General features: G+C 68.0%; 5 protein-coding genes and 1 pseudogene. 1 reads left to right on the forward strand and 5 read right to left on the reverse strand.

Features of this window, described 5'->3' with window-relative positions:
• Positions 1 to 50 precede the first annotated feature (50 nt).
• From GFD25_RS09380 to GFD25_RS09390, 3 genes and pseudogenes are all read right to left on the reverse strand, one after another.
• Positions 51 to 6,543 (reverse strand): annotated as a pseudogene (locus GFD25_RS09380) (fatty acid synthase subunit beta domain-containing protein); the annotation flags it as partial.
• 182 nt (positions 6,544 to 6,725) lie between these two features.
• Complete coding sequence (locus tag GFD25_RS09385; protein ID WP_163232171.1) at positions 6,726 to 8,333, reverse strand: acyl-CoA carboxylase subunit beta; 1,608 nt, start codon at positions 8,331 to 8,333, stop codon at positions 6,726 to 6,728.
• Entirely contained in the window at positions 8,330 to 10,264 is a 1,935-nt protein-coding gene (locus tag GFD25_RS09390) for an ATP-binding protein (protein ID WP_163232173.1), read from the reverse strand. Before GFD25_RS09390 ends, GFD25_RS09385 begins: the two co-directional genes overlap by 4 nt.
• 182 nt (positions 10,265 to 10,446) lie before the next feature.
• On the opposite strand from GFD25_RS09390, the gene GFD25_RS09395 reads away from it, so the two are divergent.
• On the forward strand, positions 10,447 to 11,127 hold the full coding sequence (locus tag GFD25_RS09395; protein WP_163232175.1) for a biotin transporter BioY: 681 nt from the start codon (positions 10,447 to 10,449) through the stop codon (positions 11,125 to 11,127).
• Between the two features lie 308 nt (positions 11,128 to 11,435).
• On the opposite strand, the gene GFD25_RS09400 is transcribed toward GFD25_RS09395, so the two are convergent.
• Positions 11,436 to 12,419 carry a biotin--[acetyl-CoA-carboxylase] ligase gene (locus GFD25_RS09400; RefSeq protein ID WP_420837554.1) on the reverse strand — a complete coding sequence of 328 codons (984 nt, stop codon included), beginning with the start codon at positions 12,417 to 12,419 and terminating at the stop codon, positions 11,436 to 11,438.
• Between the two features lie 137 nt (positions 12,420 to 12,556).
• Complete coding sequence (locus GFD25_RS09405) at positions 12,557 to 13,501, reverse strand: biotin--[acetyl-CoA-carboxylase] ligase (protein WP_239512520.1); 945 nt, start codon at positions 13,499 to 13,501, stop codon at positions 12,557 to 12,559.
• Between the last annotated feature and the right edge of the window lie 135 nt (positions 13,502 to 13,636).

A 13,636-nucleotide genomic window follows, 5' to 3' on the forward strand; every position in this document is an offset into this window, starting at 1 on the left:
AGTCGACTGCGTCGACAGCTCCCTCGCAACACGGGGGCGCAGGTCCGCTTGAGACGCGAACCAGCGGGCTTCGTCGGCGACGGGCTTGCCGAGGCCGCGGAAGCTGCCGGCGAGCAGCGCCGGGTTGTCGTCGTAGAACGCGCGGGCGAGGTCCTCGCGGGCGGATGCCCAGCGGTCGTCGAACAGGATCGCCTTGTTCGCATCGAACCGCGGGCTCACCTGCTGCGGCCAGTCGGAGCCGAGTTCGGCGGTGACGGTCGCGACCACGGCCGCGTTACGGGCGGCCTCGTCGGCGTCGAAGTCGACGGCCGGCGCGCTGATACCAAGCTGGCTGAGCACGGTGCGCGCGGCGGTCGCGAGCACGCCGTTCTCTCCGGTGACCTTCGCGGCGAACGCGTCGAGTGCGGCGGAATCGACCACCGCACCGCCTGCCGCACCACCGGCGGACGGCTTGGAGACGGCCACGCCCTTGGTCTGGCCGACCAAGGCGACCGCGTCATCGATGAGCTGATCGACGGCCGCCGCGTTCGCGACGGCACCGGTCGGCAGTTTCGCCAGATCGCCGCCGCGCGAGCTGGCACCCTCGCGGGTGTCAAGCAGCAGCGCCGCGGTGGTGGCGGCCACCCAGCCTTCGCCGAGCTGCCACACGCCGGTCACGCGGTCGCGGATGTGCGACGGCTTGACGCCGGCCGCTCCGAACAGCGAGCGCAGACGGTCGCGGATGATGTCGGAGAGCACCGCGCCGAACGGCTTGTAGTTCGGGGCGGCCTTGTTGACGATCTGCGCGAGCTGGGTGAGCGTCGCCTCGGCCGCGCCGTCGACGCTGGCCACGCCGAGTTCGGCGCTGATGTCCATGAGCAGCTGGTTACGACGGGACGAGACGCCGTTGGTGAGCGTGTCGGTGGTGTCGGACGCGCCGATCTGGTCGAGGCGGACCTTGGCGGAGTAGGCCATGAGCACGCCGATCGCGTCGGACGCGTGGAACGGCAAGTCAGTGACGGGGCCGGTCGGCGCGGAGCCAAGTTGTGCCACAGCGCTGGCCCCCTCGGCTGAGAGGGCTGCCTGCGCAACAGACTGAGGGAGCGTAGAAGCTGAAGCGCTCGACGAAGCTGCGACGGTGGAAGAGGATCGGCCTTCAGTCGATGCTGCGTTACTGGCGGCTTGCGCTGCTTGCACCCCCTCAGTCGGCTTTGCCGACAGCTCCCCCTGAACAGGGGGCGCGGAGATAGTGGCATCCTCATCGGCTTCCGGCGCGAGCGAGTCGGTGTCGGTCATGTACACGCGTCCCTCGTCGCGGCCGACGTTGTACACGGTCACGGCACGGCCGGCGAACTGCGGCAGGCGCAGCGTCTTCGTGCCGAGGTTGGCGAGCGTCGGCGCGTTGCCGAGGCCGACCTCGACGTATTCCTCCACGCCGAGACCGCCGGCGGCCCGTTCGCCGAACAGCAGCGCCTGCGTTTCGATCCAGCGCACCGGGGACGCGAACTGCCAGCTCAGTAGTTCGGTGAGCAGCAGACGGCCGAGCTTCTGGTCGTCCGCCGCGTAGGAGTCCCACACGGCCGGATCGTCCAGCGCGGCCTTGATGCGTTCGGACGGCACGACGTCGAGGATCTTCGCCGCGAATTCGCGGGTCATCTCGAACGGCACGGCCACGAGGTTCGGAATGTAGCGGCCGACCAGGCGACCACGGTAGTCGATGTGCTGCGGCAGCAGCGCGTCGAGCTTGTCGCGGAATTCGGGCACACCCTTGCGCAGCAGCGTGGAGTGGAACGGCACGTCGATGCCGGGCACGAGCATGAACGGCGGCTTGCCGCCATATTCCTTCGCGCGGCGGCTTGCATCGGCCTGCAGAGCCTTGAGCCCGGCGATGGTGCCGGCGATCGCGTACTGCTGGCCGGCGAGGTTGTAGTTGACGATCTCGAGGAACTCGCCGCTGGCCTTGGCGACCGATTCGACGTATTCGCGAACGCCGTCGTCGCCCACGCCGAACTGGTTCGGACGAAGCGCGCCCATGCGGTAGTTCGAGCGGCCCTGCGCGTCGCGGTCGATGAGGTGGTGCATGGTCGAGCCGCGGTGGAACACGAGTTCAAGCACGGTCTCGAGCGGAATGACGCCGGCGAACGAGCTCAACGCGTTGTATTCGCCGAGCGAGTGGCCGGCGAAGTAGGACGGCCACAGGTCGGCGCCGGCCTCGCGCAGACGCGCGGTCTGGGCGAACGCGACGGTGGCGAGCGCGACCTGCGTGAACTGCGTGAGGTTGAGCAGTCCGTCGGGGTGACGATAGGCGACGCCGTTGGCGGTGAGCTCCTTCGGATTGTCGCGCACGAGGGCGAGGATCGAGAACCCGAGCTTGGAGCGCGTGAGCCTGTCGGCGCGCTCCCAGACGTCGCGGGCGGCGGCGGACTTGGCGCGCTCGTCAAGTGCCATACCCTGCTTCTGGATGCCCTGGCCGGGGTAGACGAAGGCGCTGATCGGCGCACGGGTCACGGCTGTTCCACGTGAAACAAGCGCGCCGTCGATCTTGCAGGTGACTTCGAGGGCGAGGCCGCCGTGACGCACCTTGCCGACGCGTTCGACGGTGATCTCGACGCGGTCGTTCAGCTGCACCATGCCGTACATGTTGTACGTCCAGCCGGCGATCTCGTAATGCGCACCCTTGGCATCGGCCGCCTGCGCGACGTGCTGGGCGACGGCGGACAGCCACATGCCGTGCACAAGCGGGGCCTTGAGTCCGGAGATGCGGGCGCCGCGCACGGATGTGTGGATCGGGTTGAAGTCGCCGGACGTGCGGGCGAACGCGGTCATGTCGCCCGGCGCGGTGACGGTGACGCGACGCAGGATGCGACGACTCGTCGGCGTGATCTCGGCGTCGTGAATTTCCGTCCAGTCGCCGTTGTCGGGAGCCGGGACCGGCAGCGCGTCGGAGTACGCGCGGCCGCGGATCGCGAACCGTTCGGTTTCGTGCGCGAGCGGCGTGCCGTCGGCTGCGGTGTGGATGACGTGGATCGTCACGACACGGCCGGATGCGGATTCGGCGTACGGCTCGGCCCACGACGTGAGGCTGACCGTTTCGCCGATGCGTTCCAGCAGTTCGGTTTCGGTGACGTCGAGTTCGATCAGGTGATCGAGATGGACGGCGTTGAGCAGGCCTTCGATGATCGGGAATCCGTCGACCATGACCGAGCCGAGCGCCGTGTAGATCGCCGGCCACGCCGGGCCGACGAGCGCGTCCGGAGCGATGCGGGAGGCGATGAGGTCTCCCGGCAGCTGGCCTGCGGTCGCGGCTTCGTGGTCGAAGCCGAGGTTGGCTGAGAGGGTATAGGTCGCGTGCGCTTCGCCGAACGTCCTGCCTTCGGCGGCGACGATCCGCGGCATCGCTTCGAGCTTGTCGCCGGTGATGGCGGTGTTGCCGATGCCGGCGGTGGCGGCGAGCATCGCGTAGACGTGCTTGGGCAGACGGTCGCGGTCCACGACCGGCAGCAGGCCGGATTCGCTCGGACGGACATTGAGCGGGATCACGATGTCGCGCACGGCGTGCTTGGACAGTCCGCCGTCCGGATCGTGGTCCCAGTGCGTGTCGAGATGGATGTCGAGATCAAGCAGCGTCGCGCCGTCGCGCTCCCCCACCGTGGTGATCTCATAGTCACGGTCGTCGACCGTGGTGCCATACGCGGGGTTGGCCATGAGATGACCGACCCAGGAGATGTTCGGCGCCTTGCGCACGTATTCCTCGGCGCTGGCGGCCGTGCCGAGCTGCGCGAACGCCGTCGGATCGTCGTCATGGCCATCGGCCGCCGACTCCCCGTCCACGCGTTCCACCATCGCGGATTCGAACCGGCCGAGGATGTCGGCGATCGGCTCGTCCACGCTCGTGATGCCCGCCACGGAAATCGGCCCCGGGATCACGCGCACCGAATCGGCGGAATACCGCGCGTCCTCGGACTGCCAGAGCTGATCCTGGCCCCACCAGCGCAGCAGGTCGTGGTCGATCACCGGCACGAACGGCATCGGCTTCGGATACTCGCGCACGAGCGTCGGGAACCACGCGGCGTCGGACGGCACGACGGTGAGCGTGCGCACCTGCGGATATGCGTCGGCAAGCTTCGCGATCGCGGCGTCCGGATCGGCTTCGACGTCCGCGCGGGACGCGAACAGCGACGCGATCTCGCCGTGGTCGACGTCGCTCACGCGCGCTTCGATACGCTGCAGCAGATGCAGGAAACGATCGGCGTACGTCGGGTCCACCCACGGGAACGCGAGCTCGGCGAACCGCTGCGCCCACTCGAGGTAGGTCATGGTTTCCAGATCGCCGAAGTACGGCTTGGCGGTCTTGTCGAGCGCGGCGATGATCTCGTCGCGGCGCGATTCGAGCTCCTCGGGGTGCTTCATGACGCGCACGAGCAGACGGCCGCACGCGGCGGACGAGTTCTCGACCTCGTAGATGTCGGCGTGCAGGTGGCTCAGTCCCGAGGTCATGCCGCCGACGTCCTTGCCGCTCGGCACCCAGCGCTCGCCGAGCGGGGCGAACGGATCGGCATCGACCGCGGCATCCGCCGAAATGCCCGGCGTCGCCACGAGCATGCGCTTGACCTGCGGGCTGGTGTGCGCCTCCTTCGCGGTCATGGCGGCGGTGCCGACGAGCACGCCGTCCACCGGCATCTTCGGACGGCCATACGCGAGCGACCAATCTCCGGAGACGTAATCGGCGCCGCGTTCCGGCGTGCCGATGCCGCCGCCCGCGACAAGCACCAGATTGTCCTGCTCGCGCACCTGCGCGTACGTGGTCAGCAGCAGGTCGTCGAGCGACTCCCAGCTGTGATGGCCGCCGGCGAGGCCGCCTTCGACCTCCATGATGACCTTGACCGGGGCGACGGCCTTGGCAATGCGGATCACCTGGCGGATCTGATCGACGGTGCCCGGCTTGAAGCACACGTACGGGAAGCCGTCGGCGTTGAGTTCGCGGATGAGCGAGACCGCCTCGTCGAGCTCGGGGATGCCCGCGGAGACGACCACGCCGTCGATCGGGGCGCCGGACGCACGCTTCTTCGGCACGATGCGCGTGCCGAAGAACTGCAGGTTCCACAGGTAACGGTCCATGAACATCGCGTTGAATTCGACCGTGCGGCCTTCTTCGAGCAGCTCCTCAAGCTTGGCGACATGACGGTCGAACACGTCGGCGGTCACCTGGCCGCCGCCCGCGAGTTCGGCCCAGTATCCGGCGTTGGCCGCGGCCGCGACGATCTCGGGGTCGACGGTGGTCGGCGTCATGCCGGCGAGCAGTACCGGCGCCTTGCCGGTGAGTTCGGAGAAGCGGGTGCGCACCTTGTCGCCGGCCGGCGTGTGAATGACGCGCGGCGCGAACCGGCGCCAGTCCTGCGTACGCGCCGGTTCGCCCTCCAGGGTGGACAGCGCGGCGCGATCGGCCTGCGTGGCCGCTTCGACCACGCCCACGCCGGTGCCCTGCGCGACGGTGGCGACGAGCTTGCCGACGGTCTGGCCGGGGCCGAAATCCACGATCCACAGGCGGGCCGGATCGTCTGCGGCGGCGAGTGCGGCATTCACGCGCGCGGCCCAATCCACATGGTTGAGCAATACTTCGGCGGCCAGTTCGCGCGCATGGTCGGCGTTCAGGCCGCATGCGCGGGCCCATGCCACGGCCTGTTCGACCGCGTCGGCCATGAGCGGGCTGTGGAACGGCAGGGTGACGTCGAGGTATTCGAGCGTCGGCGCGAACACGCGGCCGCCGCGCACCTTGTCAGCGCGCAGCTTGGCCTGCTTGGCGTGCTCCTTGCCGGCTTCGAGCGCGAACGCGGCGAGGTCCTGCGGATAGCCGGACAGGACGACGTGGGTCGCGGAGTTGGTGACGGCCACGGCGATCGGGCCGCGCGTGGCATGGCGTTCGGCGACGCGGGAGATGAGCGCGTCGACCTGTGCGCGCGTCGCGTCCTTGACGGACAGCATCGGCGCGGCCGGGCCGTTATCGGAGGCCGCACCGGATGTGCCGGAGACGAGGCGAGGCGCGAGCGCGAGTTCGCGGACGCGGCGCGTGCCGGCGATGCCGATGAGCTTGGCGATGGCGAGGATCTCGTCGATGTCGGCCGCGGCCGCGTCAATCGAGCCGGCTTCGCGGATGGCGCGCACCATGTGCACGGCGAGGATGCCCTGCGAGTGTCCGAGCACGGCGAGCGGCTTGGCGGTCGCGACGTCGTAGCCGAGCGCGGCCGCGTCGATGAGCGCCCCGAGCTGGGCGAGCGCGATGCCCGGCACGGAGACGGCGGCGTCGGCCGCTGCGCCCAGTTTGGCCGAGTTTGCGTTCGCCGAGGCGAGCGCAAACGGGTCGAGCGTACGGCCGGTGGTGGCGAGCAGGTCGGCTGCGACCGGCGCGAGCATCGCGTCGGTCGCAGCCGCATGGTCGTGCAGCGCGGCGTCGAGCGTCGGGTCGGCGGTTTCGTCGGCGAGCGCGGCGGTCCACGGCGTGGACTGTCCGGCGAAGGCGAGCGCGTGCGGCTCGTTCGCCAGCCTGTTCAGGAAGAAGGTGGTCATGAAGGTTCCTTTCCCATTCCCTCTGCTCCCCTATTCAGGGGGAGCCGTCACCGCAGGTGACTGAGGGGTTATCGATGATGTGCGTGAAATCTGTGGTTACGTTCTGTTCTGCGGATGGCTCCGTCGTCGGACAGCCCACCGGACTGTCCTCCTCCCCGCGTAACGGCCTGCCGAGCGGGCTGTCACAGCGGCTGGTTGCCGTGGTGGCGGCTCGTCGCGCGCGTGCGGCGCTTGCCGGCGAGCAGCCGCAGCGATTCGGCGATCGCCTGCCGGGTCTGTTCGGGGTCGATCATCGCGTCGATCTGTCCGGTTTCGAGCGACAGGTTCGCGTTGACGGTCGTGCTCTGGTAGTCGGCGACGAGCTTCGCCCGCAGCGCGTCGACGTCGCGGCCGGATTCCTTCGCCTTCTGCAGGTCCTTGCGGTGGATGATGTTGACCGCTCCGGTGGCGCCGAGCACCGCGATCTGCGAGCTGGGCCACGCGAAGTTCATGTCGGCGCCGATCGCCTTGGAGCCCATCACGATGTACGCGCCGCCGAACGCCTTGCGCAGCACGACGGTGACCATCGGCACCTGCGCGTTGCCGTACGCGTAGATCACCTTCGCGCCGCGCCGGATGATGCCCGCATGCTCCTGCTGGGCGCCCGGCTTGTATCCGGGGGTGTCCACGAGCGTGATGACCGGCAGGTTGAACGCGTCGCACAGCCGCACGAACCGCGCGACCTTTTCGGACGAGTCGACGTCGAGGATGCCGGCGTTCACGTTCGGCTGGTTCGCGACCACGCCGACCGGATGGCCTTCGACGCATGCGAATCCGACGACCGCGGACCCGGCGAACAGTTCCTGCACCTGCACGAATTCGCCGTAGTCGACGATGCAGCGGATCACGTCGAGCATGTCGTACGGCTGACGGTCGTTGTCGGGCACGATCTGCGCGAGCCGTTTCGCCGTGTCGCGTTCGGCGCGCGTGACGGCGTACGCGTAGGTCGGAGGCTGTTCGTCGGCGTTGGACGGCAGGTAGGCGAGCACGGTGCGCGCGTAGTCGATCGCGTCGGCCTCGTCCTCGCCCAGATAGTGCGCGACGCCGGAGACGCGGTTGTGCACGAGGCCGCCGCCGAGATCGTCCATGCTGATGACCTCGCCGGTCGCGGCCTTGACCACGTCGGGGCCGGTGACGAACATGTTCGAATGTTCGCGGGTCATGATGATGAGGTCCGTCAGGGCCGGGCAGTAGACCGCGCCGCCCGCGCAGGGGCCAAGGATGATGGAGATCTGCGGCACGAAGCCGCTCGCCTGGCATGTGCGGCGGAAGATGCGGCCGTACTGCGTGAGCGCGGCGACGCCTTCCTGGATGCGCGCGCCGCCGGAATCGATGAGCGCGACGATCGGCACCTTGAGTTCGAGCGCCTTGTCCATGAGACGGCAGATCTTCTCGCCTTCGGCGCGGCCCAGCGTGCCGCCGCGCACGGAGAAGTCCTGCGCGTAGACGGCGACCTTGCGGCCGTAGACGGTTCCGAATCCGGTGATGACGGCCGAACCGGCCTTGCCGCCGTTGATGTCGCCTCCGGCGAACCGGCCGATCTCTTCGAAGCTGCCGGTGTCGAGTAGCAGGTCGAGCCGTTCGCGTGCGGTCTGCTTGCCTTTGACGTGTTGCCGGTCGCGGGCGTGCGCCTCGGCGTCGCGCGCGAGTTCGGCGGCGCGGGCGACGGCCGCGCGGATCGGCTGGCGGGCGTCGTCGGACGTTTCGTCCACGTACTGTTTCACGGCCGGCGATTGCATGATGTCGGTCATTGCATGTCCCCCTTCGGCTGCGTGTCGGACGATTCGGCGGCGGCCCTTCCGTCCGTCTTCGGTTTCGTCGCCGCTCCGTCCACGTCCAGCGTGACCAGCGTCTCCCCCGCTTCGACGCCGGTCGCCGGACCGACGAAGATCTTCGTGACCGTGCCGGCGGCCGGCGCGTACACGTAGTTCTCCATCTTCATCGACTCGAGCACGACGAGCAGGTCGCCCTTGGCGACATGCTGCCCTTCGGCCACGTTGATGCGCGTGACGACCGCCTGCATCGGCGCGGAGATCACGCCCGGCCGATCGGCGGTCGTCGTCTTGGCCGTGTCGCTTCGATGCAGTCCGGCGCCGCGCAACGGCTGCGTCGGCCTCTGGGCGCCGCGGGCTCGCGCCGAACCGGTGATGTTCTCGACGATGTCAAGCGGCACGGTCAGTTTCACGCGCTTGTCGTTCATCTCGATCACGAACGTTTCGGTCGGCGTCGGTTTCGCGTCGGCCGGTTCGCCGGCACCGGCGGCACCGGTCGAACCAGCGGCCGCGGCGCTCAGCGAGGCCGGCTGACCGGCCTTCGCCGCACTCGCCTCGCGGTTCAGATACTTGCGTTCCAGCCACTTCGTGCTCACGTCGAACGCGTGCCCGTGCTCGGCCGTGAACTCGTCGTCGCGGAACACCTGCTCGAACAGGCTGACCGGCGTCGGCACGCCTTCGATTCGCAGCTCCCCCAACGAGCGACGAACCCTGGCGACCGCCGCCTGGCGATCCTGTGCGGTGACGACCAGCTTGCCCATCATCGAGTCGAATTTCGGCGAGACCGTGTCGCCTTCCTCCACGCCGGAGTCGACGCGGATGCCCGGCCCGGACGGCCACGCGAGTTTCGTGAGCGTGCCGGAGCTCGGCGTAAGGTTCTTCGCCGGATCCTCGCAGGTGATGCGCAGCTCGAAACTGTGCCCGCGCGGCGCGGGAGGTTCGGTGAGCTCGCCGCCGTCCGCGATCGTGATCTGCTCGCGGACCAGATCGATGCCGCTGACCTCCTCGCTGACCGTATGCTCGACCTGCAGGCGCGGGTTGACTTCGAGGAAATACACCTTGCCGGTGTCGGTGAGCATGAATTCGCAGGTACCCAGCCCGACGTAGCCGACCGCTTCGAACAGGCGGCGCGAGTAGCGTTCGAGCTGCTCGTGCACGCCTTCGGGGAGGAACGGCGCGGGCGCCTCCTCGATGAGTTTCTGGTTGCGGCGCTGGACGCTGCAGTCGCGCGTCGAGTAGACGGCGAAGTTGCCGTGGGAGTCGCGGCCGCACTGCGTTTCGACGTGACGGCCCTTGTCGATGAACCGTTCGACGAAGTATTCGTCGAGGTCGCCGCCCTGCATCGCGTCGTGGTTGAGATAGAAGCCGCGCAGCTCGTCGTCGTTGCGCACGATGGTGATGCCGCGTCCGCCGCCGCCGTCCGTGCGCTTCATCATGATCGGATAGCCGTGCGTGTGCGCGAAATCGTAGAGCGTGCGGATGTCGCCGGCCGCTTCGTTCAGGCCCGGGACCGGCGGGACCTTGGCGCGCGTGGCGACGCGGCGCGCGGTGATCTTGTCGCCGAGGTCGGTGAGCGCCTCCGGGCTCGGACCGATCCAGGTCGCGCCGGCGTCGGCCACTTTGGCCGCGAACGAGGCGACTTCGGAAAGGAATCCGTAGCCTGGATGCACCGCGTCGGCGCCGCTGCGGCGCAACACGTCGATGAGCAGGTCTTCGTTGAGATAGGTGTCCTTGTAGGTGTCTCCGCCGAGCAGGTACGCCTCGTCGGCCATGTCCACGTATTGGGCGTGGCGGTCCTGTTCGGTGTAGACGGCGACCGTGGCGATCCCCATTTCGTGCGCGGTCCGTACCACCCGCAGCGCGATCTCACCTCGGTTCGCGATCAGTATCTTTTTGACGGTTTCAGTCATAGCGTCAAAAGATAGACCCGAAAACTGGATTCCGCCGTCGACGATCCGACAAAAAACCGGCGAACGTTTTGTATGCCTACACAAACGTAACCATCGGATCGCGGCGTACGATATCGAAGCAATGTTGACGAACTCAATATTTTCGTCAGTATTTTGCCTGATTTTGTGAAGGGGAATCTCATATGGCAGACATCATCGAACCCACGCGCTCCGCATCCGCCGCACGGACCGAGACCCGATCCGCGTCATCCGCGGGCGTCGGCCGCCTCGCGATCGCCGTCGCCAAACCGGTCGTGTTCGCGGCGCTGCTCGCGCTGGCCACGATGGCGGGGCGCATCCCGATCCCGGGCACGCCGGTGCCGATCACGCTGCAGACCTTCGTGGTGATGGTTGCGGCGCTCACGATGAGCCGCCGCCAGGCCGCCGCCGCGATCGCGCTGTACCTGGCGGCCGGCGCGGCCGGACTGCCGGTGTTCGCGGGCGGCGCATCCACCGCCGCGCTGTTCGGCCCGAGCGCCGGCTTCCTGCTCGGTTTCCTGCCGGCCGCGATCGTGACCGCATGGCTCAAGGGTTCGGCGCCGCGCATGGCGTCGAACACCGAGCCGCTCGACGCGGCGAGCGATTCCGCTTCCCGCCTCGCACATGTTGCGCTGACCGCGGCCCGCTACTTCGCGGCCGCCGTGATCGGCTGCATCGTGCTGGACTACCTGATCGGCTTCACCGTGCAGTCCGCGATCACCGGAATGCCGTTCGGCACGGTCGCGCTGGCCTCGATGGGCTTCGTGGCGGGAGATCTCGTCAAGGCGATCGTAGCCTCGCTGGTCATCGCGGGCGTGACGGGGCTCGCCCGTTCCCGCCGCTGATCCTAGGAATGTCTCGAAAATCAGCCATTCCCGGTAACAATTCCAGGAAAGTCTCGCCGCCCGGCCGCGATACCCCACCCGCCCGGCCTACGCCGGGCACCCTCCCCTGAGATGGGAGGGAAACGTGTCGCCGCCGCGACGATCAGCCGAATGGAACTCCTCTGAGGGTTTGTCCCCTTCCCTCCCCTTTTAGGGGAGGGTGTCAGCGAAGCTGACGGGTGGGGTACCGCGGCGCGGAAGCGCCGTCAACCACACGGCATCACGCGAAGCGCGATACCCCAATGCCAACCGACGTTACGCGCCAGCGCTCACGCCAATACGCCCACGTCGGCCGTACGCACGATGCGGGTTTCGCCGTTGTCGTCGCGGATCGTCAGCGAGGCGTCCGGGTTAAGCGCGAGCGCGGTGCCCCGCAGCGTCGAACCGTCCGTGAAATGCGCCTCGACCTGCTTGCCCAGCGTCCAGCAGCAGGCCTTCGTCTCCGCAAGCAGGCGTCCCGCCTCGTCGTGCGGGCGCGCGACGAACGACGCGATCCGCGAACGCAATGACGCGACGACCCGCGCGGCGATGCGGTCGCGCACGGCATCCGTGACGACGGCGGGCAGACCGACCGTACCCGAGAACGCGTCCCCGGCGATCGCCGCACCCGCATCGCCGATCCCGTAATGTGCCCCGGCAGCATCACCGACCTGATAATGCAGCTGCAACGATGTGGATTGCCCGGTCGGCAGCCGGTCGGCGGGGACGGCAAGGTTGAGTCCGATGCCGAAGACCAGTGCCACGGATCGCGGGTCGTCCGGCAGGAACACCATTTCGGCGAGGACGCCGCCGAGCTTGCGACCGCCGCAGAAGATGTCGTTCGGCCATTTAAGCAGGATCCCGGCCGGCGGATCATCCAACGGCATCAGGCCGCGCGTCACGTCGAGCAGGGCATCGCGTGCGCTCAGCCCGGCGATCATCTGCAGCCATCCGTTGACGTTCGCATTCGTCGCCACGGATCGGGGCACAGCGATCGCAAACGATACCGTGAACGACTCCCCCGCCCGGCTGACCCACACATGATCGAGCCGTCCGCGTCCGGCGGTCTGCGTATCGGCCGCCACGATCGCGACATCAGCAGCCGTCCCGCTGACGGCCGCATCGGATCCGACCGTCAGCCGTCCGTCGGCAAGCGCCTCGCGCATGACCGTGTTCGTCGAACCGGCCTCGTCGAACAACAGCACCATGCCGGACGCGGCCGCCGCAACCGCGTGCGGCATACGTTCGGCCGCCCGGGCCATGGCCTGCGTCATCGCATCATCATATTCCGTCATGCCACCCAGCATAGGCCGGTCGATCGAACCGACCCGTCACCCCATCAGCCCATCACTGTGTGCAAACCAACGCGAACAAGGGCATCGGCGTTGGTTTGCAGACAGTAGGCGGCAACTCAGTCGAGCAGGCTTACCTCGCTGGACAGTAGGGCGCGCGTCTCGCCGTCGGCGGTACGGATGCTCAGCGACGCGTCGTCGTTGAGCGCGACGACCTCGCCGCGCACCGCGCTGCCGTCGATGAGCTGCGCGTGAACCGTACGGCCCATCATCCAGCAGACGTGCCGCATCTCCGAACGCAGTCTGCTCGCCTGGATCATCGGCATGGCCACCAGCGCCGTCAGCCGCGCGCGCAATGAATCGACCATCCGTTCGGCGATCATGTCGCGCAATTCGGATACGGGCGGCAACGGCCCGACATGCATCTGCAGGGACGTGGCCTGCGCGGTGGGCAGACTGGAAGCCGGCATCGTCAGGTTGATGCCGACGCTGAACACCACGGCCATGTCGCCGTCGACCGGATCGGCTTCGGCATCCGGCGCGGCAGGTCCGACCTCAGACGACTCCCCAGCCTCATCCCTAGTCCCCGCCGCATCGGGCAACGGCAGCACCTCGGTGGCGGTGACGCCGATCTTCAGCCCGTGGCAGTAGATGTCATTCGGCCATTTGAGCTGGAATCCGCATTCAGGGTTGAACGGGCGGGCGTCGGCCTCATCGATCGCCCCTTCGAGCGCGTCGAGCGCGGACAGGCCGGCGATCATCGGCAGCCATCCGTTGACCACCTCGTCGTCGGCCACCGACTCGGGGATCACCACGACGAACGTCATCGTGAACGAGTTGCCCGACTGGTTCACCCACGTCCGGCCGAACCGCACGAGCGCGTTCGTCAGCCGGTCGGCGGCGCATACGGTGATCGGGATGCCGTGCGGCGAGGTACGGGCGATATCTCCGGAGGAGACCATGTCGCGCGCCAGCGCATGGGTGGAACCGAGTTCGGCTTCGGCGACAACCTTGTCGGCGATCCGTTCAGTGCGACCAAGCCGCGGCGCTGTGGCTTTCGTCATTGAAATCATGGGCTGAACTTTACTCTGCAAACGTTCTCAAGTCAAAGCGGGGAACGACCGCGACCGTGTTTGCTGTTCTGATGGAGGGGTGGGAATAGTTAGAGGCTTCTAGGCAGAATGGGTGGTGCCTAAACC

Origin of the sequence: Bifidobacterium aerophilum, assembly GCF_010667685.1 — a bacterium.
GTDB classification, from domain to species: Bacteria; Actinomycetota; Actinomycetes; order Actinomycetales; family Bifidobacteriaceae; genus Bifidobacterium; species Bifidobacterium aerophilum.

What these genes read in the sequence shown, in the direction of transcription:
- GFD25_RS09385 (WP_163232171.1), bottom strand. Translation starts at nt 8,333, where the DNA reads ATGACCGACATCATGCAATCGCCGGCCGTGAAACAGTACGTGGACGAA.
- GFD25_RS09405 (WP_239512520.1), bottom strand. Translation starts at nt 13,501, where the DNA reads ATGACGAAAGCCACAGCGCCGCGGCTTGGTCGCACTGAACGGATCGCC.
- GFD25_RS09395 (WP_163232175.1), top strand. Translation starts at nt 10,447, where the DNA reads ATGGCAGACATCATCGAACCCACGCGCTCCGCATCCGCCGCACGGACC.
- GFD25_RS09400 (WP_420837554.1), bottom strand. Translation starts at nt 12,419, where the DNA reads ATGACGCAGGCCATGGCCCGGGCGGCCGAACGTATGCCGCACGCGGTT.
- GFD25_RS09390 (WP_163232173.1), bottom strand. Translation starts at nt 10,264, where the DNA reads ATGACTGAAACCGTCAAAAAGATACTGATCGCGAACCGAGGTGAGATC.